This is a genomic window from Bradyrhizobium sp. LB11.1 (assembly GCF_040549385.1).
Taxonomy (GTDB): domain Bacteria; phylum Pseudomonadota; class Alphaproteobacteria; order Rhizobiales; family Xanthobacteraceae; genus Bradyrhizobium.
Window position 1 is genome coordinate 526,400 of sequence record NZ_JBEPTH010000002.1, and the last position, 25,835, is coordinate 552,234.

Consider the following 25,835-nt stretch of genomic DNA (forward strand, 5'->3'; position numbering starts at 1 on the left):
TGGGCGCGCCACAGTGTCACTATATCCTGGCCAGCAGCAACCACTCGGACTCACGATGACCTCCACCGACGTCACCACCTCCATGTTCGAGCGGATCGGCGGCAGAGCCACGATCGACCTTCTTGTCGATCGCTTCTACGACCGCATGGACACGCTGCCGGAGGCGGAGGTTATCCGCGCCATGCATGCGGACGACCTTGGCCTGATCAGGGACGTGCTGAAGCGCTATCTCACCGAATGGACCGGCGGCCCGAAACGCTATTCGGTCGAGAAGGGCCATCCGCGGCTTCGGCAGCGGCATATCGGCTTTGCCATCGGCGATGCCGAGCGCGACGCCTGGATGCTATGCATGCGCGGCGCGCTGGAGGAGACGGTGACAGATAGCGCCGCGCGGCAGGACCTCGATCGCGCAATATCAGGCCTTGCCGACTGGATGCGGAATCGAGCTTCGTAGGGCGGAGTTAGCGCAGCGCACGAGCTACAAGAGCTGCGAGCGCACCGACGCCGCCCCTTCTTGCAACAACGGCAAAAATCGCTCGATCAATTCCTGCGCCGGTACGCGATCGACATGGGCGCCCATGTTGATGGCGGCGACGATCACGTCGTCGTAGCGGCGCACGGGCACCGAGATCGAGCGGAAATGCGGCTCGGCCTCGCGGTCAACCAGCGAATAACCCTGCGCGCGATCGGCGGCGATGCGCGCGAGCAGTACCTTGGGATCGAGCATCGTTTGCGGCGTCAGCGCTTCGCGCTTCATCTTTTTCAGGCGCGCGAGACAATCCACATCGTCGAGCTGGCCGAGCATGGCGCGGCCGACCGAGGTGCAGAAGGCCGGCAACCGGTAGCCGATCTCCAAACCGCCGGAGAACATCCGAGCTGGGCTGCTGCGTGCGACGAACACGACCTCGTCACCGTCGAGCGCCGCGAGCGAGGAGATTTCATTGGCCGCAGTCGCGACCCGATCGAGCACTGGTTGCAAGACCGTGACGATCTGGTTGGAGCGCAGGTACGATGCCGCCAGTGTCAGCACATGCGGCGTCAGCGAGAACAGCTTTCCATCGCCACTGACAAAGCCGCCGCGCTGAAGCGTGAACAGCATGCGCCGCGCGGTGGCTCGCGGCAACTCGGCGGCGCGAGCGAGATCGCTCAGCGTCATCGGACCCGCATTGGTGCCGAAGCATTGCAGCAGGCGCAGGCCGCGATCGAGGCTCTCGACGAAATCCGTCGCACGCTCGTCAGTCTCGCTCCGCTTTGGCTTGGGCATGGCTCGGGATAGTCCTGCAAAATAGTGCTTGCTGCCGGTCCAAGGCATGTCATAATTCGCCCATTCGTTCAATAGGCGAACAAAACGCCCTCCCGCAAAAGGACGCGACCGCCATGATGAGCCAGGAGCAGAACGACCTGATCACCCGTACCGGGCCGAAAGACCCTTGCGGAAAGCTGATGCGGAGTTACTGGCAGCCGGCGGCTTTGGTCGACGAACTCGAGGGCGAGCGGCCGATCCGTCCGGTCAGGCTGCTCGGCGAGAACCTGGTGCTGTTTCGCGACGAGACTGGTCGCCACGGACTGATCGATCGTCATTGCGCCCATCGCGGCGCCGACCTCGCCTTCGGGCGGCTCGAACATGGCGGCCTGCGCTGCGCCTTCCATGGCTGGTTGTTCGACGCGACCGGCCAGTGCATCGAGACGCCGGCCGAGCCGAAGGATTCGAAGCTCTGCCAGAACGTCCGTCAGCGCTCTTATCCCGTGGTGGAGAAGAGCGGCATCCTCTGGGCTTATCCGGGCGAGGGTGAGCCGCCGGCATTCCCGGAACTCGACTGTTTTGTCGCGCCCGGCACGCACACTTTTGCTTTCAAGGGCCACATGGCCTGCAACTGGCTGCAGGCGCTCGAGGTCGGCATCGATCCCGCGCACGCCTCCTATCTGCATCGCTTCTTCGAGGACGAGGACACCTCTACCGCCTACGGCAAGCAGTTCCGCGGTGCATCGGCCGGCTCTGAGCTGCCGATGACAAAAATCCTGCGCGAATACGACCGCCCGATCATCAATGTCGAGCACACCGAATACGGCCTGCGGCTGATCGCGCTGCGCGAGATCGACGAGGAGCGGACGCATGTGCGCGTCACCAACCAGCTGTTCCCGCACGGCTTCGTCATCCCCATGAGCACGGAGATGACGATCACGCAGTGGCACGTGCCGGTCGACGACGAGAACTGCTACTGGTACGCGATCTTCACCAGCTATGCGAACCCGGTCGACAAAAAGAAGATGCGCGAGCAGCGGCTCGAACTCTACGAGCTACCCGACTACACCTCGCGCAAGAACCGCAGGAACGATTACGGTTTCGATCCGCACGAGCAGCAGACCGCGACCTATACCGGCATGGGCAACGACATCAATGTCCACGACCAGTGGGCCGTGGAGTCGATGGGTGCGATCCAGGACCGCACCAAGGAGCATCTCGGCTCGAGCGACAAGGCGATCGTGCAATATCGCCGCCTGCTGCGGCAGGAGATCGAGAAGGTCGGCAGCGGCGAAAAGCCGATGCTGTTCCTGGACGAGGCCAACGCACGTTCGATCCAGGGCCCGGCGACGATGGATGGCGTCGGGCCGACGCGCGGATGGGAAACCTACTGGATGGAAGTCGATGTCAAGCGCCGCCGCGGCGCGCCGTGGACCGCGCCGGTGCCGAAGGAGATCGCCGACAACGTGCATCGGCTGACGGCGGCGGAGTGACGTTTGTGCACGCACCCCGTAGGGTGGGCAAAGCGAAGCGTGCCCACCACGTCTTTCGTCTACAACGAAGAATGGTGGGCACGGCGCTTTGCGCCTTTGCCCACCCTACGGAAGTTGAGGGAGTGATGAAGTGACTTTCGTCGCGCGTCATGCGCTGTGGTCGGATGAACAGAAGGATGCCACAGCGCGGATGCGCCGTGTCGTCGAGGACAAGAACCTCGAGGTCATCCGCCTCGCCTTCCCCGACCAGCACGGCATCTTGCGCGGCAAGACCATCATCGCCTCCGAGGCGATTGCTTCGCTGGAGAGCGGCTGCTCCATCACCACCACCATGCTCGCCAAGGACACCTCGCACCGCACGGTGTTTCCGGTGTTCACATCTGGCGGCGGGTTCGGCATGAAGGAAATGGAAGGCGCAGCCGACGTGCTGATGGTCGCCGACCCCACGACTTTCCGTACGCTGCCGTGGGCGCCGACCACGGGCTGGGTTCTCTGCGATCTCTATTTCAATGACGGCCGCCCCGTGCCGTTCGCGACGCGCGGGCTTTATCGCAAGGTGCTCGACGAACTCGGCGGCCGTGGCCACGATTTCGTCGCCGGCCTCGAGGTTGAATTCCACATCTTCAAGCTCGACGACCCGCATCTGCGCGCCGAAGACGCGGGTCAGCCCGGCACGCCGCCGTCGGTGAGCCTCCTTTCCCACGGCTATCAATACCTCACCGAGCAGCGCTTCGATCAGATGGAACCGGTGCTGGAGATTTTGCGCCGTGACATCGTCGCGCTGGGGCTGCCGTTGCGCTCCGTCGAGGTCGAATTCGGCCCGAGCCAATGCGAGTTCACCTTCGCGCCGAAGAAGGGCCTGGAGCCCGCCGACAACATGGTGCTGTTTCGCAGCGCCGTGAAGCAGATCGCGCGCCGCCACGGTTATCACGCCACCTTCATGTGCCGGCCGAAACTGCCGAATTTGTTTGCGAGCGGCTGGCACCTGCATCAGTCGATCGTCTCGCGTGAGACCGGTGACAACGTATTCATGGCGAAGGACGGCGGCGATCTACTCAGCGCGCTCGGCCGCGCCTGGCTCGCCGGCCTGCTCGATCATGCCCGTGCGGCCACCGTGTTCACCACGCCGACCATCAACGGCTACAAGCGCTACCGCTCCTATTCACTGGCGCCCGACCGCGCGATCTGGGGTCGCGACAATCGCGGCGTGATGATCCGGGTGCTCGGCGGCGCGGGCGATGCCGCCACGCGCCTGGAAAACCGCGTCGGCGAGCCGGCCGCCAATCCCTATCTCTACATGGCAGCCCAGATCCTCGCGGGCCTCGACGGCGTCGACCGCAAGCTCGATCCCGGTCCCTCGGCCGACACGCCCTACGAGACCAAGGCCCCGCTTTTGCCGAAAAGCCTGCGCGATGCGGTCTCCGCGCTGAAAGACGATCCGTTTTTCCGCGAGAAGTTCGGCGCGGAGTTCATCGACTACTACACCCACATCAAGAATGCCGAGATCGATCGCTTCCTGTCGGAGGTGACCGATTGGGAGCACCGCGAATATTTCGAGATGTTTTGACGGAAGTCAGCCTCACGCCGCCGTGAGGCGACTTCATCCGCCGGTTCAGACGACACCACTCCGCACTCCGACGAAGCCGTTTTCCCGGCGCCTCGAAAAGCGCCTGAAAAGCGCGAGGTCTATCGTTGCCCTTCGTGATCAACAGTGGAGTGGGTCATGTTCAGTCAATTGTTCAGCCTGATTTATCGCCTGTCCTGCCGGACCACGCTGGTCGAAATTGGCGTACATCACCTCGCCCGTTAGCGGTCGGTCGAGGGCTTAGGTAAGAGAGGCTGACCGGATAACAGGAGCTTTCATGCGCAAGCTCCTCCTGATCGCGACGGCGATGTCGCTGCTTGCAACGCAAGCTGATGCCGGTGGTTCGCGGAGCCTCAGCCTCACAGCGATAAATGCGACCCCGGCGACCGAGCAGCCGGCAGCACCGCAGGCAACTCAAGCTCCGATCGCAACGCCACCGGCAAGTGTGCAGACGGCGACCACCACACCAGCTTCATCTGCGCCGACCACACCAGCGTAAACCGCGACCGCTCCGGCCGCGACGCCAGTTCAGCCGATTGCGGAACAGGCCAAGCCGAAGCGCCGCCAGCCATCTACCGAGGCGCGCGTGATCCGCGAACTGCATCGGCACGGGATTTATTGGTGAGAGGCAGCGACTCGCTCACCCTCATTGCGAGGAGCGGGCGAGAACTCAAATCCCCAAATACTTGTGCTGCAGATCGGACTCGGCCATCAGCTCGTTCGACGTGCCGCTCCACACGGTCTTACCGCGCTCGATGATGAAGTGCCGGTCGCAGATGCGGGCGAGGTGGTCGACGTTCTTGTCGACGACCAGGATCGACTGTCCGCGGCTCTTCAGGAGCGACAGGCAGTTCCAGATCTCTTCGCGGATCAGCGGCGCCAGCCCCTCGGTCGCTTCATCCAGGATCAGGAGCTTTGGGTTCGTCATCAGCGCACGGCCGATGGCGAGCATCTGCTGCTCGCCGCCGGAGAGCTGGTTGCCCATGTTGGCGGCGCGCTCGGCCAGCCGCGGGAACAGCACGTAGATCGCTGCGAGCGTCCAGGGACTGGCGCTGCCGAAGCGGTCCGCGGCGGCCGCGACGAGATTTTCGCGCAGGGTGAGGTTCGGAAAGATCTGGCGTCCCTCCGGCACGAGGCCGACGCCGAGCTTGGCGATCCGGTACGACGGAAGCTGCCGTACCTCGGTGCCCGCAAAACGAATGCTGCCCGCGCGCGCCGGCGTCAGGCCCATGATCGAGCGGATCGTCGTAGTCTTGCCCATACCGTTGCGGCCCATCAGCGAGACCATCTCGCCGGGCTTGATCGACAAGGACAGGCCGAACAGCACTTGCGAGAGACCGTAACAGGTCTCGATACCGTCGACGTCGAGCAACGTTTCAGCCATGGTGCGTCACCACATGCTGGTCGCCGAGATAGGCGCGCTTGACGTCCTCGTTGGCGCGGATCGCGGCCGGATCGCCGGAGGCGATGACGCGGCCATAGACCAGTACCGAAATGCGGTCGGCGAGCGCGAACACTGCCGGCATGTCGTGCTCGACCAGCACGATCGAGACTTCTTTGCGCAGCTCCTGGAGCAGTTGCACCATACGCTGGGATTCGGTGACGCCGAGACCGGCCATCGGCTCATCGAGCAACAACAGCTTCGGTTTGCTGGCCAGCGCGACGGCAAGCTCGATCTGGCGCCGTTCGCCATGGCTGAGCCTGGACACCACGACGTCGGCGCGATGCAACAGGCCGACACGGTCGAGCGCGGCCTGCGCGGCGTCGCGCAGGCCCTTCTCCTTGCGCGCATTGGCAAAGAAGCGAAACGAGGTGCCGGCATGCGCTTGCGCCGCGAGCGCGACATTTTCGGCGGCGGTAAAGTCGAGCAGCAACGAGGTGATCTGGAACGATCGTGCGAGGCCCAGCGCACAGCGGCGGTAGGCCGGCAGATATGTGATGTCGCGCCCCGCCAGCGCGACGCTGCCGGAATGCGGCTCGAGATGCCCGGTGAGCTGGCTGATCAGCGTGGTCTTGCCGGCGCCGTTCGGGCCGATGATGGCGTGCAACTCGCCGGCCGCGACGTCGAGCGAGACGTTGTCCGTCGCGGTGATGCCGCCGAAGCGCCGCACCAGCTTTTCGACGCGGAGCAGCGGTTCAGCCACGATTGAGCCTCCCCAGCAGCCCCATGATGCCGCCACGGCCGAACAGCACGACCAGCAGCAACAGCGGGCCCATGATCAGCGCCCAATATTCGGTGATCTGCGACAAAAATTCTTCCAGCAGCAGATAGACCACTGCTCCCAAGACAGGGCCGAACAGCGTGCCGATGCCGCCCAGGATCACCATCACCATGAGATCGCCGGAGCGGGTCCAGTACATCACGGCCGGGCTGACGAAATCGGTATTGTTGGCGAGCAGCGCGCCGGCGAGGCCGCACATGGTCCCTGATATGACAAAGCAGACCAGCTGGTAGCGTTTTGCGGGGAAGCCGATCGCCTGCATGCGCTGCTCGTTGGAGCGCAGGCCCTGCACGACGAGACCGAAGCGCGAATTGACGATGCGCCAGATCAGGAAGATGACGCCAAACAGGCAGGCCAGGCAGAGATAGTAGAACTGCGTGCGGTTCGACAGGTTGATCAGGCCGGAGAAGTCGCTGCGCTTGTAGACGGTCAAGCCGTCATCGCCGCCGTAACGTGCGAGGCCCGAGGCGACGTAATAGGCCATCTGCGCGAAGGCGAGCGTGATCATGATGAAATAGACGCCGCGCGTACGCAGAGAGAGCGCGCCGATCACCAGCGCGTAGATCGCGGACGCAGCGAGCGCGACCGGAAACTGGATGAAGCCGGAGCCGACACCTTCCTGCGCGAGCATTCCGACCGCGTAGCCGCCGATGCCGAGATAGGCGGCGTGGCCAAAACTCATCATGCCGCCAAAGCCCATGATGAGGTTGAGGCTCGCGGCCGCCAGCGCCAGGATGACGATGCGGGTGAACAGCGTCATGATGAAGATGTTGCCGGACAGATACGAATAGAGCGGCAGCAGCACGAGGCCCGCCAGCATCAGGGCCGTGACGGCCTTGCTCACCGGGAAAGCCTTCATCGACGGTTGGCCGGAAACAGCCCCTCCGGCCGCACCACCAGCACGGTCGCCATCAGCAGGTAGATCAGCATGGACGATAGCGCGGGTGCGGCGGTGGAGGCCGCGGCGCCACTCAACACCTGCCGCAACAAATTGGGCAGGAAGGCGCGACCTAGCGTGTCGATCATGCCGACGAAGATCGCAGCGAGGAACGCGCCGCGGATCGAGCCGATACCGCCGATCACGATGATGACGAAGGCGAGGATCAGGATGTTCTCACCCATGCCGATCTGCACGGTGAGGATCGGCGCCTGCATCATGCCTGCCAATCCAGCGAGTGCTGCACCGAGACCGAACACCAGCGTGTAGAGCAGCTTGATGTTGATGCCGAGCGCGCCGATCATCTCGCGATTGGAGGCACCGGCGCGGATCAGCATGCCGATGCGGGTGCGCATCACGCCGAGATAGAGCAGCAGCGCCACCAGCAGTGCCACGACGATGATGGCGAGGCGATACGCGGGATAGTGAATACCAGGCAGGATCGGCACCGGCACCGTGAGCCAGGCCGGCAGCGGCAGCGCCAGGCCCGCGGGGCCCCAGATCAGCCGCACGGCCTCGTTGAAGAAGAGGATCAGGCCGAAGGTCGCGAGCACGTGGTCGAGATGGTCGCGACCGTAGAGATGCCGCAACGCGCTCATCTCCAGCACGATGCCGAGGATCAGCGTGGCACCCAACGCGAGCAGCGCGCCGAGCAGGAAGCTGCCGGTCCACGCCGCGAAGGTCGCGGCGAAATAGGCGCCCATCATGTAGAGCGAACCGTGCGCGAGGTTGACGAGATCCATGATCCCGAACACCAGCGTCAGGCCGGCCGCGAGCAGGAACAGCAACAGGCCGAACTGCAATCCGTTCAAGAACTGTTCGACGACGAGCAGCATCAAGACTCTTTCAGGCGCATAAAAATGCGCGCCGATGTTCGAACACAGTCGCCATCAGTGAAAGAGCTCCCCCGCCTCTACAAGGCGGAAAAATGGGTAATGGCAGTATCGTTCCGAGGCAAGAGCGATTCCGCGCCAGACATGCACTTTGTTGCATGGCCGCGCATAGGGTCGGAAACGGTCTTGCAAAATCGACCGGCAAGGAGGCTGCCGCGCGGGGTGGGTCAGCCTGCCGCACCCAAACGATAACCCTCCTCCCGTTGCCGGGAAGAGGGTGCGGCTCGTATCCGAATGAAGAGCGGGTCTAGTGCGACGTGATCTGGCGGGGCAGACCGTCCGGCTCGGCGAGCTCCCTGTTGGCCGTCGAGGCCTCCAGCGCCGCCATCCGGAACAGGTAGGCCAGCGTCGCCAACCCGGTGTCTTCCGCCATCTGCGCCAACTCGAGCGCCATGTCGGACATATAGCCAAGATTCTCGTCCTTGGTTTGCGCCATGATTTGGCTGTCTCGCATCATGTTCGACATTTCAGGCGCTCTTTCGTTGCGCGGCGGTGCGGCCGCAGAGGTTGGCACGGGCGATGCAATCGAGACGCGGTCCATCCAGATGGACGACGTTCTTCATCCCGATCCGGTCGCGCACGATGTCGAGCGAATCCTGGCGGACCTCGATGGTCGCGGCCATGGTCCAGGAGTCCTCGACCAGCGCCGGCAGTCCGAGCGGCGTGACGAGGAAGCCGATGTCATGGAAGCGCGGCAACCACCAGGTCTCCATCACCAGACAGAGCCGCTCGATGCCCTGATCGAGGCAGAACTCCTGCGTCGCCGCCATCAGCTGCAGATTGAACGCGCCGTCGCGGCGCTCGCGCGTCACGAAGAAGCGCGACCACTCCCAGACCTGCGGATCGACCGGGCAGCCTCGCACCACGGCGAGATGGGGGAAGACCTCGCTCATCATGGTCGGCTTGGTGGTCGGATACAGGCGAGAGCCGCCGAGCACGCGGCGGCTCTCGAGAGCCAGCAAATAGATCGCGTCCTCGTTGTCATAGGCGTCGATCTCGCGGCTGTCGGGCTTGCGCAGCCCCTCCCATTTCCGCTCTTCGACGAAAATCTCGTGACGCACCCGGAAATGCTGCTCGAGGACGTCTTCGTAGAGGTGCCGGTTGACGGCAGAAATTACATGAATCATGAACTCCCCCATGGTTTGAAATGGGGGCAGCCTCAGCGAAAACGGCCAGACCGACTATTGGGAAAATTCCCAGTAGGCGCCGATTTCAGGGGTTGATGATTCTTTGGCGGATCGCGATCGCGACCGCATGCGTCCGGTTGACGGCGCCGAGCTTGCGCGCGGCGGTTGCAAGATGCTCTTCCGCGGTGCGCTGTGTGATGTTCAGGATCTCGCCGATCTCCCAGGCGGACTTGCCCTGCGATGCCCAGGCGATCACCTCGCGCTCACGACGCGTCAGGCGCGCCGATGGATGCGGCGACGGCGCGAGCAGACGGCGAATGTGGTCGAAGCCGTACATCGCAATCAAATGCAGTGCCGGCTTGCTGCGGACATTGAGATCGAGATGAACGCCGCCGAGCGAGACGCCGGCCTCATAACCGGTCAAGCCGTGTATCGGCACGACGAAACCGCGCGACATGCGGAAATCGGCGGCGCGCCGCATCACTTCCACCGCGCCCGGCTCGAGCTCCGCATCATAAGGCGCTTCCGACCATTCGAACGGATTGACCGTGTGGCGACACTTCCTGATCACGGGATCGACGCGGTCATAGCTCTTTTCGGTGTAGAGGCTGAACCACTCCGCAGGCCATTTCTTGGCCAGAACCATCTGGGAAAAGCGCTGATCGGGATTCGGCAATCCGGTGACGATGATGTGCTCGAAGCCATAGCGGCCAAACGCAAGCGCGAGCGCATCCATGGCATCCGGAACCCTGCCATAGGCTCCTAGCCCTTCGATGAAGTCCAGCGCTTCCCGGCCATAATCCACGGCGGACATCGGTGCGTTTCCTGACCCTCGCCGCTCGGTATAGCACGTCTTTGGGGGCAGCCTCAATTCACCGCGTCCGTAATTTCCCGGTGTGGCATGCGACCTCGGGATTTCATCTACTTGTGGAGGAAGTGACGTCGAGTTACACCTAAGGCGTCTAGAGCGGGAAAGCCACGATGGAAGACGAGAACATCGCCCTCAACAGCGTGCTCGGCCTGGAATTGAACCGCGTGTTTTTCGCCGTCAACGATACGGCAAACAAGCAGAAGATCATCGAGTTCGCGCGCGAGGTGCTGCAAAGCGAGCGCCCCAAGCTCGTCGACAGCGCCTCGCCCGAGAGTCCGGCGAGCTGAGCAGCAACTGCAGCAAACACCGCGGATGAAACCGGTCGCGCGGCGACGCAGCCCGACATTTGCCGCTGGATGACTTCACGTCTCTCGTGAGATGATCGCACCTTACGATCGTCGAACGGGACTGCCTCAAACATGATGACTCTGCGCCAGGTTGAAGTGATCCGTGCCGTGATGGTGACGGGCACCATTGGCGGCGCGGCGAAGCTGTTGAACGTGTCGGCGCCAGGGATCAGCCGGCTGGTCAAATACACCGAGCGATCGCTCGGCATCCGCTTCTTCCAGCGGCAGAACGGGCGCTACTTCCCGACGCCGGAAGCCGAGAACATTTTTGAACAGATCAACGGCGTCTACAAGAAGGTCGATGACCTCTCCGAGATCATCTCGAAGATCGGCCGCGGCGGGTTGTCGGAGCTGCGCATCGGCTCGGTGCCGAGCATCTCGCAGGTGATGGTGCCGCGCGCGATCGAGCGCGTCCGCCGCCGCTACCCCGATCTCGGCATCGACATCAACATCCTCAAGCTCGAGGAAGCGATCGACTATCTCATGCTCGGCCGCGGGGAGTGCGTGGCAATGAGCTACCGGCTGGAGCATTCCGGCCTCGACTTTATGCCGCTCGCCTCGGGCGAGCTCTATTGCGTCGTGCCGCCGGGCCACGAGCTTGCCGGCCGCAAGCAGGTCTCGGCCGCCGAGATCACCCGCTATCCGCTGATCGGCATCGATCCCAACGATCCCTACGGCCGGATCATGGCCGAGATTTTTGCGCGCAACCGGCTGGAGTACAACATCACCATCCGCGCGCGCTTCGGCACCACGGTCTGCGCACTGGTGAAGGCTGGACTCGGCATCGCCATCATCGACCAGTTCACGGTGGCCCATGGCGGATATCCCGGGATCGAGTTGTTGAAGATCACCGAGCCGACCCGGTTCGACACCTACATCGCGGTCAAGCGCGGCGCGCCGCTGTCGCTCCATGTCGAGCATTTCATCGAATCCCTGCGCGCCGAGATGCGTGCGGTCGAACCGTCCCGCGGCAACGGCAAGGCCGCCCCGGCGCGCGGGCGGAAGAAATAACATTATGTTAGGTTTGCTGGATAAATGGATAATTGTGTTAGGCGGGGGAAAGACTATCGTCCCTCTTGGAATGGTGCGAATTTCCCGGCTAATGGCCGGACATCAACGCGCCTCACGAGACGATAGTGGATCATGTCTAGCCGCGGACCTGCTGCCCCCAAAAAGCTCCTGACCGGCCTGATCGGCGCGCCGATCGCCCATTCCGCCTCTCCTGCCATGCATGAGCGCGCCGCCGAGGCGCTCGGCCTGCGCGGCCATTACCAGCTCATCGAGGTCGCAGGCGCCGACACGACCGGGCTCAGCATGATGCTCGAGGGCGTGCGAAGGCTCGGCTTTGCCGGCGTCAACGTCACCTTTCCCTACAAGGAGGCGGTGGTGCCGCTGCTCGACGAGCTGGCGCCGGGCGCGGCCGCCATGGGCGCGGTCAATACCGTGGTCGTGAAGGACGGCCGTCTGATCGGCCACAACACCGACACGACCGGCTTTGCGCGCGCGGTCGCGACGCTGCTGGCACCGTCCGGAAATGCGGTGGCCGTGATCGGCACGGGCGGCGTCGGCAAGGCAATCGCCTTTGCGCTGGCAAGCCTGAAGGTGGCCGACATCCGCATCTTCGACAGCGAGCCGGCGCGCGCCGGGAAGCTCGCCGCGCTGCTCGCCAGCCAAGGTGGCGCCAGGGTAGCCGCAAGCGTCGAGGACGCGCTCGATGGCGCGACTGGCCTCGTCAACGGCACACCGGTCGGCATGCTGCCGAACCGGGGCACGCCGGTTCCGGCGGCGCTGCTGCATGACAAAATGTGGGTCGCGGATGCCGTCTATTCGCCGCTGATCACGCCGCTGCTGGCGGCAGCCCAGGCCAAGGGCGCGCGGATCATGACCGGGCGCGAGCTTGCGATCTACCAGGCTGCCGACGCTTTCGAACTGTTCACAGGCCTTGCCCCGTCGACCGAAGTCATGGGAGAGGCATTTGACGCCGTGATGGCCGCGCGCAGCGCCGCCTATCAGGCAGCTTGAGGCGAAGCGGCCGGACACAAGGCCGCTTGCAAAATTGAAACGGGAGGAGAGGACGATGAAATCAACGCTACTGGTGGGTGCGCTACTCACCGCAATCGCGACCACGGGTGCCTTCGCACAGGCGATCAAGCTCGCCGACGTCGCTGAGCTCTCGGGCGGCGGAGCCACTGTCGGCACCAACTGGAAGAACGGCATCGACCTCGCGATCGAGGAGATCAACGCCAAGGGCGGCGTGCTCGGCCGCAAGCTTGAAGTCACCCACGCCGACTCGCAGTCCAACCCCGGCGTCGCCCGCGCGCAGGTGCAGAAGGCGCTCGATGCCGAGCCCTATGTGCTGCTCGGGCCCGGCTATTCCGGGTCGGTGAAGGTCACGGCCCCGCTTGCAGCCGAAGCGGGCATCGCCCAGATCATGGGCGGCGAAGCCGCCGAGTTGACGCAGGCCGGCAACAAGTTCCTGTTCCGCACCTCATTCGGCCAGCAGTCCTCGATGCCGAAGGTCGCAAGATACATCCACGACGACATGAAGGCGAAGTCGGTCGCGGTGGTCTGGGTCAACAATGACTTCGGCCGCGGCGGACGCGACGTCGTGATCAAGGAACTCGAGCGCCTCGGCTCCAAGGTCGTCGCCGACCTCTCGACCGAAGCGGGACAAGCCGATTTCGCCGCCGACGTCGGCAAGATCAAGGCTGCTAATCCCGATGCCGTCTTCGTCTATCTGAACGAGGAAGAAAGCGCGCGCATCCTGAAAGAGTTGAAGCGCCAGGGCGTCACCGCGCCGCTGATGGGCGAGACCACGCTGATCGGCCAGAAGGTGATCGAGCTCGCCGGCGACGCCGCCAACGGCGCGCGCGGCCATGTCGGCCTCACCACGGACGCGCCGGTCGACCTGATCAAGGGATTCCGTGACCGCTTCTCCAAGAAGTACAATTACGTGCCCGACCATAACGGCCTGAAGGGCTACCTCGCCGTCTACATGGTGAAGGCCACCACCGAAAAAATGGGCAAGGTCGATTCCAAGGCGTTTGCAGCAACGCTGCATGGCCTCACCATCAAGGCCGCCGACGAGCCGGGCATTTTGATGGACGTCACCTTCGATGAGAACGGCGACATCGACCGCCAGAGCTTTCTGGTCGAGGTGGTCGAAGGCAAGCAAGTCGTGAAGCAGGTGCTGCCAAAGGTAAAGTGAGGCTCTTCGTCTTTCTTCTCCCTCTCCGCGTTCTTACGGGGAGAGGGAGCGATAGACCTGAATTCGCGTCGAGTTCACTCGGGCTCTAACGATCAAGAGAACCCATGTCCAATCTGTTCGACCTTCTGGTCGCGGGACTGGCCACTGGCGCGATCTATGCGCTGGTCGCAGTTGGCTTCACGTTGCTGTGGCAGACCTCGCAGACCATCAATTTCGCGCAAGGCGAGTTCGTGATGCTGCCTGCGTTCCTGATGCTGGCGGCGATGCATGCCGGCGCGCCGTTCTGGCTCGCAATCATCCTCGGCACTCTCCTCTCGATGATCCTGCTCGGCCTCGGCTTCAAGATGCTGCTGGTCGATCCGATGATGCGCCACGGCGTGCTACCGCTCGCAATCGCGACCATGGCGCTCGCAATCGGGATCAAGGAAGCCGTGAAGCAGTTCTTCAGCGCCGAAGCTTCGCCCTTCCCCTCGATCGTGCCGACCGGCGACATCGCCGTGTTCGGACACGTGGTGTCGCTGCAAAGCATCAGCGTGCTCGTGGTCGCGATCCTTGCTGTCTTCGGCCTGACGACGCTTCTCAACCGTACCTCGCTCGGCCATCAGATGCAGGCGGCGGCGCAGAATCCGACGGTGGCACGCATCATCGGCGTGCCCGTCGAGCGCATGATCCTGCTGACCTTCCTGATCAACGCTTTCCTGGTCGCGCTGGCCTCTCTCCTTATCACGCCGATCTATCTGGCAAAATTTTCGAGCGGCGAAGTGCTGGGCCAGGCGGCCTTCATCGCGGCGATCGTCGGCGGCTTCAACCAGGTGCGCGGCGCGATCGCAGGTGGCCTCTTGATCGGCGTGCTCGACAACCTCGCGGCAGCCTACATCTCGACGCAGTACCGCGCTGCCGTGCCGATGATCTTCCTGATCGTCGTCATCCTGTTCCGGCCGCAAGGATTGCTTGGCCGCGCCGAGGAGCGCACGGTATGAGCGGCTTCGCCAGACCCCTGAAGATCGCGCTCGCCCTCATCGTCATGGCCGGCCTGATCGTCATTCCCATGAACTTCAACCGCTACGGCCTGTTCATCCTGAGCCAGTGGGCGGTGATGACGATTGCCGCGATGGGCCTCAACCTCACGCTCGGCTATGCCGGCCAGGTCTCGCTGGCGCAGGGTGCATTCGTCGGCATCGGCGCCTATGCTTCGGCGATCATGACGACCCACGGCTGGCCGCTGCCGGCCGCCATCGTAGTGGCGATCATGCTCGCCTTCGCGGTCGGCTGGGTGCTCGGCTACCCGGCACTGCGCGTGCAGCACCATTACCTCGCTTTCGTCACGCTGGCCTTCTCGACGCTGGCCTTCCTCGTGTTCCGTAACGAGAGCTGGCTCACCGGCGGCATCTACGGCATCTCCAACATTCCGCGCCCGCATGTCTTCGGGATCGCGACCAGCAAGCCACTGCCGTTCTACTATGTCTGCCTCGGCTCGCTCGCGATCGTGTCGCTCGCGGTCTGGTGGCTGATCCGCTCGCCCTGGGGCCGCGCCTTCATGGCGCTGCGCGAAAATCCGCTGCGCGCGCAGTCACTCGGCATCGATACCCGCCGCTACACGCTGATGGCCTTTGCGATCGGCTCGGCGCTCGGCGGCGTGGCCGGCGCGCTCTATGCGCCGCTGACGCAATATATCGACCCCGTGCCGTTCAACCTGTCGCTCTCGCTCGATCTCCTGATGATGGTGATCGTCGGCGGTGCCGGCTTCTTCCTGGGCCCGTTCCTAGGCGCGATGATCGCGGTGCTGCTGCCGGAATGGCTGCGCTTCACCGAAGGCTATTACCTGATGCTCTACGCGATCGCGGTGATGGGACTTCTGATCTGGTCGCCGACCGGAATTTTGGGAATCCTCGATCGACATCTGGCTGAACGTCGCACCAAGGCGGCCTCCGCGCTGCGCGCCGTCGCCAAATCTCGCCTGGAGACGGCGCAATGAGTGCGGTCCTCGAAGTCACCAATATCAGAAAGAGCTTTGGCGGCATCACCGCGGTGGACGGCGTCTCCTTCGACGTCCGCGAGGGCGAGATCCTCGGCCTGATCGGCCCGAACGGCTGCGGCAAGTCGACTTTGTTCAACTGCATCCTCGGCCAGCTGACGCCGACCGGCGGTGAGGTCAAGCTCGACGGCAGGCTCGTCACCGGCCTGCGGCCCGCCGAGCTCAACAAGCTCGGCGTCAGCCGCACCTTCCAGCTTCTGCAAGTGTTTCCAAAGCTCTCGGTGCGCGAGAACCTGATCCTCGCAGGACAGGAGCACCAGGGCAACATGGCTTCGCGCCTGGTCGGCCGCTCCGACGCCGGGCTGACTGATACCGCCAACCAGATGATCGGCTTCTTCAAGCTCGATCATCTCGCCGACGAGCCGGCCGGCGGCCTGTCCTACGGCCAACAGAAGCTGCTGGACGCGGCCATGGCCTTCATGGGCGGACCGCGCCTGGTGCTGCTCGACGAACCCGCCGGCGGCGTCAACCCGACCATGCTGTCGGATCTGAAGGAGCGGCTGGTCGCGATCAACCGCGAGAAGAACGCGACCTTCGTCGTGATCGAGCACAACATGGAATTCGTGATGTCGCTGTGCTCGCGCGTGATGGTGATGGCGGAAGGCAAGGTGCTGGCGATGGGGCGGCCGGATGAAGTCCGGAAGAATCCCGCCGTGATCGAAGCCTATCTCGGGCATTAGGGAGCGCGAGCCATGAGCGATCCGATCCTCTCGATTCAGAATCTCGTCGGCGGCTACGGCAAGATGACGATCCTGAACGGCACGACTTTCGCCGTGCCGCAGGCCACGATCACCACCATCATTGGCCCCAACGGCGCCGGCAAGTCCACCGTGTTCAAGGCGATCTTCGGCCTGCTCAAGCTGCGTGAGGGCAAGATCAGCTTTGCCGGCCGCGACGTCACCAATTTGAGCCAGCGCGCGTTGCTCAACACCGGCATCTGCTACGTGCCGCAAGGCCGCAACATCTTCCCGGAGCTCTCAGTCCGCAGCAACATCGAGCTTGGCGGGGTTTCGGCCGGGAAAGGCATCGACCTGCCGACGCGGATCGAAGCCGCGCTTGACCTGTTCCCTGCGCTGCGCCGGAAGTCCGCGCAACAGGCCTCGACGCTCTCGGGCGGCGAGCAGAAGCAACTTGAGATCGCGCGCTCGCTGCTGCTCGAGCCGAAACTGGTGCTGATCGACGAGCCCTCAATCGGCCTGTCGCCGCTGATGGTGCAGCAGACCTTCGACATTCTGAAGGACTTGCGCGACCGCGGCGTCACCATCCTGATGATCGAGCAGAACGCGCGCTCGGCGTTGGAGATCTCGGATATCGGCATCGTGCTCGAACTCGGCCAGACCCGTATGGTCGACAAGGCGGATCGCATCCTGAACGATCCGCGCATCGGCCAGCTGTTCCTCGGCGGCGCCATGGAGGAGAGCGCGGCATGAACGCGCCAATGCGCATTGCGGTCGCCGGCGCCGGCCTGATCGGCCGCCGCCATATCGAATTGATCGAGGCCTCGCCAGACTGCGTGCTAGCGGGGATCGCCGATCCTTCCCCCGCGGCGAAAGAGTTTGCGCAGACGCGCAACACGCCCTGGCATGCGGATCACCGCGCGCTGCTGGCGGACGAGAAGCCCGACGGCCTGATCATCGCCTCGCCGAACGCGCTGCACTTCCAGATGGCGCTCGACTGCGCCCAAGCCGGCGTACCTGGCCTGATCGAGAAGCCCGTGACTGACACGGTCGCGGCCGCGCAGCGCCTGTGTGCGGCGATCAGGCGGGCCGGCGTACCGATGCTGGTCGGTCATCACCGCCGGCACAATCCGATTATCAAGGCCGCGCGCGAAGCGGTGGCGAGCGGCAAGCTCGGACAACTCACGGCCGTGGTCGGGTTATGGCTCCTGAAGAAGCCCGACGACTACTTTGATGTGACGTGGCGGCGCGAGCACGGGGGCGGCCCACTGCTCATCAACCTCATCCACGACATCGACAATCTCCGCTTCATCTGCGGCGAGATCATCGAGGTGCAGGCGCTGACCTCGAACAAGGTTCGCGGCTTCGCTGTCGAGGACACCGCCGCGCTGCTGCTGCGCTTCGCCAATGGCGCGCTGGGAACGGTGACCGTCTCGGATGCGACGCCGGCGCCGTGGAGCTGGGAGCTCACCGCGGGAGAGAACGCGGTCTACCCAAGACAGGATCAGCCCTGTTACGTCTTCGCCGGAACGAACGGCTCGCTCTCGGTTCCGACCATGGAGCTGTGGTCCTATCCGCAAAATCCGGGCTGGCATGCGCCGCTATCGCGCAATCCTGTCGCACTCGCGGGGTACGATCCCTTGGTCGAGCAGCTGAGGCACTTCCTCGCTGTGATTGCTGGCCGTGAGCAGCCCCTGATCTCCGTCGAGGACGCCATGGCTACGCTCGCGGTCGTCGAGGCCGTCAGCGAAGCGGCACGCACGGGCCAGAAAATATCGCCGGGCCAAATCATGGAGCAGACAGCATGACCAAGCGCTCGATCGCGACCGTTTCCCTCTCAGGGGCGCTGGACGAAAAACTTCGTGCGGTCGCGTCCGCCGGCTTCGAGGCGGTCGAGATCTTCGAGAACGACCTGCTGTCGTTCGGCGCAGGACCGCGCGACATCGCAAAACTCTGCAAGGACCTCAATCTCGAGATCTGCGCGTTCCAGCCGTTCCGCGATTTTGAGGGCATGCCCGAGCCGCAGCGCTCGCGCAATTTTGCGCGGGCCGAACGCAAGTTCGATCTGATGCAGGAGCTCGGCACCGATCTGCTGCTGATCTGCTCCAACGTCTCCCCTCACTCGCTCGGTGGCATCGACCGCGCCGCGGATGATTTTCGCGAGCTCGGCGATCGCGCCGCCAAGCGGTCTTTGCGCGTCGGCTACGAGGCGCTGGCCTGGGGCCGCCACGTCAACGACTATCGCGATGCCTGGGAGATCGTACGTCGCGCCGATCATCCCGCGATCGGCGTCATCCTCGACAGCTTTCATGCGCTGGCGCCAGGCTTCCCGGTGCGGGCCATGGCCTCGATCCCCGGCGACAAGATATTTCTGGTGCAGTTGGCCGACGCGCCAAAGCTCGAGCTCGACATCCTGTCGTGGAGCCGGCACTTCCGCTCCTTCCCCGGCCAGGGCGATCTGCCGGTCGGCGAGTTCATGCAGGCGATCGCCGCGACCGGCTATTCCGGTCCGTGGTCGCTGGAGATCTTCAACGACCAGTTCCGCGCCGGCTCGGCGGTGCAGACCGCGGTCGACGGCCTGCGCTCGCTGATCCTGTTGCAGGACCAGCTCGCCCCGGATTGGCCAAAGCTCGTCGGCGAGCCGCTGGCGCCGAAGGCCAAGAGCGGCGGCACCGGATTCATCGAATTCGCGGTCAACGAGACCAAGGCCGGCGAGCTTGCGCATCTGTTTTCACAGCTCGGCTTCCGCAAGACCGGCGAGCATCGCAGCAAGGCGGTGGAACGTTGGTCGCAGGGCAAGGTCGAGCTCGTGATCAATTGCGAGGCTGACGGCTTTGCGCATTCGCACTATGTCACGCACGGCCCGGGCGTCTGCGCCATTGCGCTGGATGTCGACAACGCCGGCCTCGCGATGCAGCGGGCCGAGACGCTGAAGGCGCGCACCTTCTACCAGCCGGTCGGACCGGGCGAGCTGGAGATCCCGGCGATCCACGGCGTTGGCGGCAGCCTGCTTTATTTCCTCGACCAGGCCGGCAAAAACTGGGACACGGATTTCGCATCTGTTGCGAGCGACGCAAGCGCAGATGCGCTGCTCGCGGTCGACCATATCGCGCAGTCGATGCCCTACGACGAGATGCTGTCCTGGCTGTTGTTCTACACCGGCATCCTCGATCTCAAGCGCCTGCCGCAGATGGAGATCGCAGATCCCAGAGGCCTCGTGCAGAGCCAGGCCGTCATCAATGGCGACCAGAGCTTGCGCTTCGTGCTCAATGGCTCCTCCGCCAACCGCACACTGCCGGCGCGATTCATCTCGGAGTTTTTTGGCTCAGGCGTTCAGCACGTCGCGTTTGCGTGCCAGGATATCTTTGCCACCGTCGCCGCGATGCGCGCCCGCGGCGCGGACTTCCTCGATATTCCGGATAATTATTACGACGACATCGAAGCCAAATACGACCTCGCGCCCGAAATCATGGCAAAGCTCCGCGCCAACCACATCCTCTACGACCGCGAGGGCGACGGCGAATTCTTCCAGGTCTACACCCACATCTTTGATGAGCGCTTCTTCTTCGAGATCGTCGAGCGCAGGAACTATCAGGGGTTTGGCGCGGCAAATGCCGGGATCAGGCTCGCGGCGCAGGCCCGCGAGGTACGGCCCGCGAGCATGCCGCGGGTGTAGGACACTCTCCCCACGCCGTCATTGCGAGGAGCCCCTGCGACGAAGCAATCCAGAGTCCCTCCGCGGAAAGACTCTGGATTGCTTCGCTGCGCTCGCAATGACGAAGGAGACCATCTCCCCGTAAGAACGGGGAGATGGAGAGGAAAGAGCTCACTTCATCGCGCACTTGTCGTGGAAGCGATCCTGGTCGTTCTCCACGATGGTCGCGACGGTCTTCAGCGAGAGCTGGCCGTCGCCGTCCTTGACCACGTCCTGGAGGTAGAAGTTCTGCACCGGGATGTGGTTGTTGCCGTACTTGAAGGGACCGCGCAGCGACTTGAAGTTGGCCTTCTCCATCTCGGCCTTCATCGCGTCCTTCTTGCTGGTGTCGCCCTTGACCGCAACGACCGCGCTGTTGATCAACTGGGCCGCGTCATAGGCTTGCGCGCCATAATAGGTCGGGCGCAGGCCGGTGTACTTCTTGCGGTAGTCGGCGACGAAGCGCTTGTTCTGCTCGTTCGGAAGATCGTTCACCCATTCCTGCGCGCCGGGCACGCCGAGCGCGTTCTCCTTCTGCAGCGGCAGCGAGAGCTCGTCGACGGTGAAAGCCGTGTAGAGCGGCATCGTGCTCTTCAGGCCCGCCTGCGCATATTGATTGAGGAATTGCACGCCGGCCGCACCCGGATAGAACACGAAGATCGACTCGGCGCCGGAGGCACGGGCCTTTGAGAGCTCGGCGGAGAAATCGAGCTGGCTCGGCCAGACCGTGTATTCCTCGCCCTTCACTTCACCCTTGAACGTGCTCTTCACGCCCGCGAGCATGTCCTTGCCGGCCGCGTAGTTCGGCCCGATCAGGAACACGCTCTTGACGCCCTTCTGGTTCATGTAGAGGCCCATGGCGGCCGGCGTCTGGTCGTTCTGCCACGAGGTCGAGAACACATAGGGCGAACACAGTTCGCCAGCGACCTGCGACGGACCGGCATTGGCCGAGATCATGAAGGTCTGCGAGTCGACCGCGGTTTTTAGCGAGGCAAGGAAAACGTTCGACCAGATGTAGCCGACGATGAAGTCGACCTTGTCGGACTGCACCAGTTTCTCGGTCTTCTGCTTGCCGACATCCGGCTTCTGGCCGTCGTCCTCGTAAATCACTTCGACCGGCTTGCCGTTCATCTTGCGGCCCATGTGATCCAGCGCCAGTTCGAAGGAGTTGCGCATGTCGTTGCCGATCACGGCGGTCGGGCCGCTGAATGTCGAAACGAAACCGATCTTGATGGTGTCCCCGGCGAATGCCGGATTTGCCAGAACCAGCGCTGCTGCGCCCGCCAGCCAGAATGCCGTCCTCATAACCACTCCCCTCCTTATTATTGGTCCCGGAAACGGGGTGTTCGCCGCCCCGGGCCTGTCTCTATTGATCGCAAAATCTGTCGCGCCGCCAATGGCTCAGCGCCCACCCCTGCACCATATTTCGCCCCAAACGGGGATGGCAAGAAATATAATTCTACTTACTTCGGCGGGGGCTGCGGCGCTTTTTCGCGGCGGATCGATACGCCGAGCCTATTCCCCGATTGATGACGACTATTGGACCGCGACACCCAATCCGCACTTAAATGAGAGAATAGTGCAGCGAGATTCAAGGGTGCATCATGACCACGACACCACATCGCGTCGTCATCGTCGGGGCCGGCTTCGGCGGGCTGGAGACGACCCACCGGCTTGCGGGCGCGCCGGTCGAGATCACGCTGATCGACCGCCGCAACCATCACCTGTTTCAGCCGCTGCTCTACCAGGTCGCGACCGCCTCGCTCTCGACGAGCGAGATCGCCTGGCCGGTCCGGCACCTGATGCGCGACCGGCGCGAGGTGACGACACTGTTTGCGACCGTCAGCGGCGTCGATGCGACGCGCCGTTGCGTGCAGATCGATGACGGCACCGAAGTGCCCTACGACACGCTGGTGCTCGCGACCGGCGCGCGCCACGCCTATTTCGGCCATGACGAATGGGAGACATGGGCGCCGGGCCTGAAGACGCTGGAAGACGCGACCACGCTGCGCCGCCACATCCTGGTAGCGTTCGAGCGCGCCGAGCGCGAGACCGATCCGGCCAAGCGCGCCGCGCGATTGACCTTCGTCATCGTCGGCGCGGGACCCACTGGCGTCGAGCTTGCAGGCACCATCGCCGAGATGGCGCACCACACCTTGCCTGACGATTTCCGCAACATCGACACGACCAAGGCGCGCGTCGTGCTGATTGAGGCCGGCCCGCGCGTGCTTGCCGGCTTTCCCGACGACCTCTCGGCCTATGCGCAGGCCTCGCTGGAGAAGATCGGCGTCGAAGTCGTGCTCGGCCAGGCCGTCACCGACATCAACCGCGATGGCGTGGTCTTCGGCGGCACGCGGCTCGACGCAAAAACCCGGATCTGGGCCGCCGGCGTGCGGGCCTCGCCCGCCGCCGAATGGCTGGGCGCACCGGCCGATCGCGCCGGGCGCGTGCAGGTCGAAGACGACCTCACCATCCCCGGCCATCCCGAAATCTTTGCGATCGGCGACACCATCAACATCAACGCCTGGGAGGGCAAGCCCGTGCCAGGCATCGCGCCGGCAGCGAAGCAGCAGGGAAAGCACGTCGCCGAAACCATCAAGGCGCGGCTGCGCAGCGAAAGCAAAGGTGCATTCCGCTACAAGCACTCTGGCAGCCTCGCCCAGATCGGCAAGCGGCTCGCGGTGATCGACTTCGGCAGGATCAGATTGCGTGGCACCATCGCCTGGTGGATCTGGGGCATCGCCCACATCTACTTCCTGATCGGCCTCCGCCACCGCCTCAGCGTCGCGCTGAGCTGGCTCTGGATCTACGCCCGCGACCAGCGCGCGGCGCGGTTGATCACGCAGGGGAGCAGCAAGGTAGGGTAAGGCGGTATTATCTCCCTCTCCCCGTTCTTACGGGGAGAGGGTTGGGGTGAGGGGCCTCTCTCCGCGGATGAGACAGCTGTGAGACCTGTACCCCCTCACCCGGATCGCAAGAGCGATCCGACCTCTCCCCGCAAGCGGGGCGAGGTGAAGGGCCATCGCGCTCGCCGCTATATTCCTACTTCACCAATTCACACCCGCCCTCCGCCATCGGGCGGAACGCCTGCTCCGCGGGGATCGTCGAAATCAGCTTGTAATAATCGTACGGATACTTCGACTCTTCCGGCTTCTTCACCTCGAACAAATACATCGGATGCACGACGCGGCCGTCCTGGCGGATCGCGGTGTCGCCGAACAGCCTGTCCTTGCCTTTGAACGTCTTCATCTCCGGCACGACCTGCTTGGCATTGTCGCTGCCGGTCGCCGCGACCGCATTGAGATAAGCGAGTGTGGACGCGTAGACTCCCGCCTGGTTGCCGCTCGGCATCTTGCCGTTCATGCCGGGACGCGCGGCGAAGCGCTTGGCAAACGCGCGGGTGTCATCGTTCATGTCCCAGTAAAAGGCTTCCATGAGCTGCAGGCCCTGCGCGACCTTGATGCCCATGCCGTGAACGTCGTTGATGAAGAGCAGGAAGGCGACGAGCTTTTGGCCGCCCTGCTGAATGCCGAACTCGGCGGCCTGCTTCACGGCGTTGATGGTGTCTCCGCCGGCATTGGCGAGCCCAATCACTTGCGCTTTCGAGCCCTGCGCCTGCAACAGGAAGGAGGCGAAATCGGAGGTGCCGAGCGGATGCTTTGAGGAACCGAGCACCTTGCCGCCATGGCCCTCGATATACTTTTGCGCCTCCGCCTCGATCCCTTTGCCGAGCGCGTAGTCGACCGTGAGGAAGTACCAGTCCTTGCCGCCGCGCGACATCATCGCCGCCGCCGTAGTGATGCCGGTCGCCCAGGTGTCGTTCACCCATTGAATGGTGTTCGGCGAGCAGGCCTTGCCGGTAAGATCCGAACTTGCCGTGGACGACGCCAGGAAGGTCATGCGACTGTCGCGCAGCAGCGTGTTGATAGAAAGGCCGACCGCCGAATTCGGGACGTCGACGATGGCGTCGACACCTTCAACGTCGAGCCATTTACGCGCGATGGCGTTGCCGACGTCCGCCTTGTTCTGGTGATCGGCATAGACGATCTCGACCTTGATGCCTTTGCCGCCGCCGTTGAAGTCCTCGGCCGCCATGCGCGCGGCCTCGACCGAGCCCATGCCATTGGTGTCCTGAAAAATGCCGGAGATGTCGTTAAGCACGCCGACACGCACGACATTGTCGGATATCTCGGCGCTCGCCGCGCCGCCGATCAGACTCGCAGCGAGCGCGAGCGGCCACTTCAAGTTCTTCATTGGTCCCTCCCCTTTATTGTTTCCGACGCCGACAGCGTCAGGCCGGTGTGATCGTCACCGGCAGGCTGTCGAGCCCGCGTAGCGTGTTGTTGAAGCGGCGTTTCGGCTCGCCGGTGATCTCGATGCTGGCAACACGGCGGGCCAGGGCCGACAGCATCGTCTCGCCTTCGAGCCGCGCCACGAGTTGTCCGACGCACATGTGAATGCCGGAGCCGTAGCCGACATGGCCGGAGGTGCGGCGAGTGATGTCGTAATTGTCCGGCTTGTCCCAGCGACGCGGATCGCGATTCGCCGCAGCGAGGAACATCAGCACTTTCTCGCCCTCACCGATGGTCGCGCCTGATAGCTCGACTTCGCGCGTCGTGGTGCGGAAGAATGTCTGTACCGGACTTTCGAAGCGAACGGCTTCCTCGAAGGCGTTGCGCGCGAGCGTGAGGTCGCCGCGCAGGCGCTGCCACTGATCGGGGAAACGCGCGAGGCAATAGACGGCAGCGCCGATCCCGTTGACCGTCGTGTCGAGCCCGGCCGACAGCAGCGAGCGCACCAGCAGCGGCGCCTCCGTCGCCGTGATGGCGCCCTCATCGACATGGGCGTGAATGCAGGCGCCGATGCCACCGGGCGTGAGATTGTCGCGCTGGCACTGCTCGGTGACATAGGCCTGGTGCGGCGCCGAGCGCGCAATCGCCTGCTTGCGCAATTCGTTTGGCGGGCCGAAGGCGTTGAACACCAGGCTCGCATAGGGAATGAGATGATCGCGACCCTCAGGCTTCAAACCGAGTGCATCCGGAAAGATCGACAGCGGATAGGCTTCGGCCAGATCGGCAATCGCATCGAAGCTGCGTTGCTTCAGCAGCGCATCCACCCGCTCCTCGGCCGCCGCGGCAAAACGGTCGCGCAGCCCCTTCATCACGGTCGGCGACAGCACCTTTGATAGCACGGCACGGGTGCGGGTGTGCTCGGGAGGGTCGGCTTCGAGGATCAGGCTCGGCGGCCGCCATGGCGTCTCCTTCCTGAAGTCGGAGAGGCCGACGCCGCGGCTGGAGCAGAACGTCGCCGGATCGTTCAGGACGGCGTGGACCTCGGCATAGCGCGCCACGCCATAGAGCTTCCATCTGTCGAGATAGACGACCGGCCCTGTCTCGCGCAGCAGCTCGTGGGCGGGATAGGGGTCGGCAAAAAAGCTCATGTCGAAGGGATCGACGCCGAGATGCGGGACGCCTGATATGGTCGAGCCGGGTACGCTCATAAA

At 63.8% G+C, this 25,835-nt stretch carries 26 protein-coding genes; 15 read left to right on the forward strand and 11 right to left on the reverse strand.

Features of this window, described 5'->3' with window-relative positions:
• Positions 1 to 55: 55 nt before the first annotated feature.
• Positions 56 to 454: a group II truncated hemoglobin gene (locus tag ABIA96_RS06395; RefSeq protein ID WP_354136169.1), complete on the forward strand. Its 399-nt coding sequence runs from the start codon at positions 56 to 58 to the stop codon at positions 452 to 454.
• A 24-nt stretch (positions 455 to 478) separates the two neighbouring features.
• On the opposite strand, the gene ABIA96_RS06400 is transcribed toward ABIA96_RS06395, so the two are convergent.
• On the reverse strand, positions 479 to 1,264 hold the full coding sequence (locus ABIA96_RS06400) for an IclR family transcriptional regulator domain-containing protein (RefSeq protein ID WP_354136170.1): 786 nt from the start codon (positions 1,262 to 1,264) through the stop codon (positions 479 to 481).
• Positions 1,265 to 1,377: 113 nt separating this feature from the next.
• Between ABIA96_RS06400 and ABIA96_RS06405 the strand changes: the two genes are divergently transcribed.
• From ABIA96_RS06405 to ABIA96_RS06415, 3 genes are all read left to right on the forward strand, one after another.
• Entirely contained in the window at positions 1,378 to 2,736 is a 1,359-nt protein-coding gene (locus ABIA96_RS06405; protein WP_354136171.1) for an aromatic ring-hydroxylating dioxygenase subunit alpha, read from the forward strand.
• Positions 2,737 to 2,866: 130 nt separating this feature from the next.
• Positions 2,867 to 4,303, forward strand: coding sequence for a glutamine synthetase family protein (locus ABIA96_RS06410; RefSeq protein WP_354136172.1), 1,437 nt, complete (start codon positions 2,867 to 2,869; stop codon positions 4,301 to 4,303).
• 295 nt (positions 4,304 to 4,598) lie between these two features.
• Complete coding sequence (locus ABIA96_RS06415; protein ID WP_354136173.1) at positions 4,599 to 4,820, forward strand: superantigen-like protein SSL4; 222 nt, start codon at positions 4,599 to 4,601, stop codon at positions 4,818 to 4,820.
• A gap of 171 nt (positions 4,821 to 4,991) precedes the next feature.
• On the opposite strand, the gene ABIA96_RS06420 is transcribed toward ABIA96_RS06415, so the two are convergent.
• The 7 genes from ABIA96_RS06420 to ABIA96_RS06450 all read right to left on the reverse strand — a co-directional run bounded on the left by ABIA96_RS06420 (position 4,992) and on the right by ABIA96_RS06450 (position 10,314).
• Positions 4,992 to 5,705 (reverse strand): ABC transporter ATP-binding protein, encoded by a 714-nt coding sequence (locus ABIA96_RS06420; protein ID WP_354136174.1) that lies wholly within the window; start codon positions 5,703 to 5,705, stop codon positions 4,992 to 4,994.
• The gene (locus ABIA96_RS06425) at positions 5,698 to 6,465 is read right to left on the reverse strand and encodes an ABC transporter ATP-binding protein (RefSeq protein WP_354136175.1); all 768 of its coding nucleotides are present in this window, start codon (positions 6,463 to 6,465) and stop codon (positions 5,698 to 5,700) included. Before ABIA96_RS06425 ends, ABIA96_RS06420 begins: the two co-directional genes overlap by 8 nt.
• On the reverse strand, positions 6,458 to 7,402 hold the full coding sequence (locus tag ABIA96_RS06430; protein WP_354136176.1) for a branched-chain amino acid ABC transporter permease: 945 nt from the start codon (positions 7,400 to 7,402) through the stop codon (positions 6,458 to 6,460). The genes ABIA96_RS06425 and ABIA96_RS06430 overlap by 8 nt, the downstream gene beginning before the upstream one ends.
• Positions 7,399 to 8,316, reverse strand: coding sequence for a branched-chain amino acid ABC transporter permease (locus ABIA96_RS06435; protein WP_354136177.1), 918 nt, complete (start codon positions 8,314 to 8,316; stop codon positions 7,399 to 7,401). The genes ABIA96_RS06430 and ABIA96_RS06435 overlap by 4 nt, the downstream gene beginning before the upstream one ends.
• Before the next feature lie 304 nt (positions 8,317 to 8,620).
• On the reverse strand, positions 8,621 to 8,839 hold the full coding sequence (locus ABIA96_RS06440; protein WP_354136178.1) for a hypothetical protein: 219 nt from the start codon (positions 8,837 to 8,839) through the stop codon (positions 8,621 to 8,623).
• 1 nt (position 8,840) lies between these two features.
• Positions 8,841 to 9,500 carry an acyl-homoserine-lactone synthase gene (locus ABIA96_RS06445; protein WP_354136179.1) on the reverse strand — a complete coding sequence of 220 codons (660 nt, stop codon included), beginning with the start codon at positions 9,498 to 9,500 and terminating at the stop codon, positions 8,841 to 8,843.
• Positions 9,501 to 9,585: 85 nt separating this feature from the next.
• Positions 9,586 to 10,314: a LuxR family transcriptional regulator gene (locus ABIA96_RS06450; protein WP_354136180.1), complete on the reverse strand. Its 729-nt coding sequence runs from the start codon at positions 10,312 to 10,314 to the stop codon at positions 9,586 to 9,588.
• Between the two features lie 167 nt (positions 10,315 to 10,481).
• On the opposite strand from ABIA96_RS06450, the gene ABIA96_RS06455 reads away from it, so the two are divergent.
• The 10 genes from ABIA96_RS06455 (at position 10,482) to ABIA96_RS06500 (ending at position 20,314) form a co-directional block, all read left to right on the forward strand.
• The gene (locus ABIA96_RS06455) at positions 10,482 to 10,658 is read left to right on the forward strand and encodes a hypothetical protein (RefSeq protein ID WP_354136181.1); all 177 of its coding nucleotides are present in this window, start codon (positions 10,482 to 10,484) and stop codon (positions 10,656 to 10,658) included.
• A gap of 132 nt (positions 10,659 to 10,790) precedes the next feature.
• Positions 10,791 to 11,729 (forward strand): LysR family transcriptional regulator, encoded by a 939-nt coding sequence (locus ABIA96_RS06460; protein WP_354136182.1) that lies wholly within the window; start codon positions 10,791 to 10,793, stop codon positions 11,727 to 11,729.
• Positions 11,730 to 11,861: 132 nt separating this feature from the next.
• The gene (locus ABIA96_RS06465) at positions 11,862 to 12,740 is read left to right on the forward strand and encodes a shikimate dehydrogenase (RefSeq protein WP_354136183.1); all 879 of its coding nucleotides are present in this window, start codon (positions 11,862 to 11,864) and stop codon (positions 12,738 to 12,740) included.
• Positions 12,741 to 12,795: 55 nt separating this feature from the next.
• A complete protein-coding gene (locus ABIA96_RS06470; RefSeq protein ID WP_354136184.1) occupies positions 12,796 to 13,926 on the forward strand; it encodes an ABC transporter substrate-binding protein in 1,131 nt (376 codons plus the stop codon).
• A 104-nt stretch (positions 13,927 to 14,030) separates the two neighbouring features.
• A complete protein-coding gene (locus tag ABIA96_RS06475; protein ID WP_354136185.1) occupies positions 14,031 to 14,906 on the forward strand; it encodes a branched-chain amino acid ABC transporter permease in 876 nt (291 codons plus the stop codon).
• Positions 14,903 to 15,901 carry a branched-chain amino acid ABC transporter permease gene (locus ABIA96_RS06480; protein WP_354136186.1) on the forward strand — a complete coding sequence of 333 codons (999 nt, stop codon included), beginning with the start codon at positions 14,903 to 14,905 and terminating at the stop codon, positions 15,899 to 15,901. The genes ABIA96_RS06475 and ABIA96_RS06480 overlap by 4 nt, the downstream gene beginning before the upstream one ends.
• Entirely contained in the window at positions 15,898 to 16,641 is a 744-nt protein-coding gene (locus tag ABIA96_RS06485) for an ABC transporter ATP-binding protein (RefSeq protein WP_354136187.1), read from the forward strand. Before ABIA96_RS06480 ends, ABIA96_RS06485 begins: the two co-directional genes overlap by 4 nt.
• 12 nt (positions 16,642 to 16,653) lie before the next feature.
• Positions 16,654 to 17,391 (forward strand): ABC transporter ATP-binding protein, encoded by a 738-nt coding sequence (locus tag ABIA96_RS06490; protein ID WP_354136188.1) that lies wholly within the window; start codon positions 16,654 to 16,656, stop codon positions 17,389 to 17,391.
• The gene (locus ABIA96_RS06495) at positions 17,388 to 18,446 is read left to right on the forward strand and encodes a Gfo/Idh/MocA family protein (RefSeq protein WP_354136189.1); all 1,059 of its coding nucleotides are present in this window, start codon (positions 17,388 to 17,390) and stop codon (positions 18,444 to 18,446) included. Before ABIA96_RS06490 ends, ABIA96_RS06495 begins: the two co-directional genes overlap by 4 nt.
• Positions 18,443 to 20,314: a bifunctional sugar phosphate isomerase/epimerase/4-hydroxyphenylpyruvate dioxygenase family protein gene (locus tag ABIA96_RS06500; RefSeq protein ID WP_354136190.1), complete on the forward strand. Its 1,872-nt coding sequence runs from the start codon at positions 18,443 to 18,445 to the stop codon at positions 20,312 to 20,314. The genes ABIA96_RS06495 and ABIA96_RS06500 overlap by 4 nt, the downstream gene beginning before the upstream one ends.
• A gap of 150 nt (positions 20,315 to 20,464) precedes the next feature.
• On the opposite strand, the gene ABIA96_RS06505 is transcribed toward ABIA96_RS06500, so the two are convergent.
• Positions 20,465 to 21,637, reverse strand: coding sequence for an ABC transporter substrate-binding protein (locus ABIA96_RS06505; protein WP_354136191.1), 1,173 nt, complete (start codon positions 21,635 to 21,637; stop codon positions 20,465 to 20,467).
• Between the two features lie 299 nt (positions 21,638 to 21,936).
• On the opposite strand from ABIA96_RS06505, the gene ABIA96_RS06510 reads away from it, so the two are divergent.
• Positions 21,937 to 23,199 (forward strand): NAD(P)/FAD-dependent oxidoreductase, encoded by a 1,263-nt coding sequence (locus tag ABIA96_RS06510; protein WP_354136192.1) that lies wholly within the window; start codon positions 21,937 to 21,939, stop codon positions 23,197 to 23,199.
• 175 nt (positions 23,200 to 23,374) lie between these two features.
• On the opposite strand, the gene ABIA96_RS06515 is transcribed toward ABIA96_RS06510, so the two are convergent.
• Positions 23,375 to 24,586, reverse strand: a complete 1,212-nt coding sequence (locus tag ABIA96_RS06515; protein ID WP_354136193.1) for an ABC transporter substrate-binding protein — start codon at positions 24,584 to 24,586, stop codon at positions 23,375 to 23,377.
• Positions 24,587 to 24,623: 37 nt separating this feature from the next.
• Positions 24,624 to 25,832 carry a cytochrome P450 gene (locus ABIA96_RS06520; protein WP_354136194.1) on the reverse strand — a complete coding sequence of 403 codons (1,209 nt, stop codon included), beginning with the start codon at positions 25,830 to 25,832 and terminating at the stop codon, positions 24,624 to 24,626.
• Positions 25,833 to 25,835: the final 3 nt, after the last annotated feature.

Excerpts from the sequence above, each read along its gene's own strand:
- ABIA96_RS06465 (WP_354136183.1), top strand. The coding sequence starts at position 11,862 with ATGTCTAGCCGCGGACCTGCTGCCCCCAAAAAGCTCCTGACCGGCCTG.
- ABIA96_RS06395 (WP_354136169.1), top strand. The coding sequence starts at position 56 with ATGACCTCCACCGACGTCACCACCTCCATGTTCGAGCGGATCGGCGGC.
- ABIA96_RS06475 (WP_354136185.1), top strand. The coding sequence starts at position 14,031 with ATGTCCAATCTGTTCGACCTTCTGGTCGCGGGACTGGCCACTGGCGCG.
- ABIA96_RS06510 (WP_354136192.1), top strand. The coding sequence starts at position 21,937 with ATGACCACGACACCACATCGCGTCGTCATCGTCGGGGCCGGCTTCGGC.
- ABIA96_RS06490 (WP_354136188.1), top strand. The coding sequence starts at position 16,654 with ATGAGCGATCCGATCCTCTCGATTCAGAATCTCGTCGGCGGCTACGGC.
- ABIA96_RS06405 (WP_354136171.1), top strand. The coding sequence starts at position 1,378 with ATGATGAGCCAGGAGCAGAACGACCTGATCACCCGTACCGGGCCGAAA.
- ABIA96_RS06440 (WP_354136178.1), bottom strand. The coding sequence starts at position 8,839 with ATGTCGAACATGATGCGAGACAGCCAAATCATGGCGCAAACCAAGGAC.
- ABIA96_RS06485 (WP_354136187.1), top strand. The coding sequence starts at position 15,898 with ATGAGTGCGGTCCTCGAAGTCACCAATATCAGAAAGAGCTTTGGCGGC.
- ABIA96_RS06480 (WP_354136186.1), top strand. The coding sequence starts at position 14,903 with ATGAGCGGCTTCGCCAGACCCCTGAAGATCGCGCTCGCCCTCATCGTC.
- ABIA96_RS06520 (WP_354136194.1), bottom strand. The coding sequence starts at position 25,832 with ATGAGCGTACCCGGCTCGACCATATCAGGCGTCCCGCATCTCGGCGTC.
- ABIA96_RS06415 (WP_354136173.1), top strand. The coding sequence starts at position 4,599 with ATGCGCAAGCTCCTCCTGATCGCGACGGCGATGTCGCTGCTTGCAACG.
- ABIA96_RS06400 (WP_354136170.1), bottom strand. The coding sequence starts at position 1,264 with ATGCCCAAGCCAAAGCGGAGCGAGACTGACGAGCGTGCGACGGATTTC.
- ABIA96_RS06445 (WP_354136179.1), bottom strand. The coding sequence starts at position 9,500 with ATGATTCATGTAATTTCTGCCGTCAACCGGCACCTCTACGAAGACGTC.
- ABIA96_RS06435 (WP_354136177.1), bottom strand. The coding sequence starts at position 8,316 with ATGCTGCTCGTCGTCGAACAGTTCTTGAACGGATTGCAGTTCGGCCTG.
- ABIA96_RS06470 (WP_354136184.1), top strand. The coding sequence starts at position 12,796 with ATGAAATCAACGCTACTGGTGGGTGCGCTACTCACCGCAATCGCGACC.
- ABIA96_RS06455 (WP_354136181.1), top strand. The coding sequence starts at position 10,482 with ATGGAAGACGAGAACATCGCCCTCAACAGCGTGCTCGGCCTGGAATTG.
- ABIA96_RS06495 (WP_354136189.1), top strand. The coding sequence starts at position 17,388 with ATGAACGCGCCAATGCGCATTGCGGTCGCCGGCGCCGGCCTGATCGGC.
- ABIA96_RS06450 (WP_354136180.1), bottom strand. The coding sequence starts at position 10,314 with ATGTCCGCCGTGGATTATGGCCGGGAAGCGCTGGACTTCATCGAAGGG.
- ABIA96_RS06430 (WP_354136176.1), bottom strand. The coding sequence starts at position 7,402 with ATGAAGGCTTTCCCGGTGAGCAAGGCCGTCACGGCCCTGATGCTGGCG.
- ABIA96_RS06460 (WP_354136182.1), top strand. The coding sequence starts at position 10,791 with ATGATGACTCTGCGCCAGGTTGAAGTGATCCGTGCCGTGATGGTGACG.
- ABIA96_RS06500 (WP_354136190.1), top strand. The coding sequence starts at position 18,443 with ATGACCAAGCGCTCGATCGCGACCGTTTCCCTCTCAGGGGCGCTGGAC.
- ABIA96_RS06505 (WP_354136191.1), bottom strand. The coding sequence starts at position 21,637 with ATGAGGACGGCATTCTGGCTGGCGGGCGCAGCAGCGCTGGTTCTGGCA.
- ABIA96_RS06515 (WP_354136193.1), bottom strand. The coding sequence starts at position 24,586 with ATGAAGAACTTGAAGTGGCCGCTCGCGCTCGCTGCGAGTCTGATCGGC.
- ABIA96_RS06420 (WP_354136174.1), bottom strand. The coding sequence starts at position 5,705 with ATGGCTGAAACGTTGCTCGACGTCGACGGTATCGAGACCTGTTACGGT.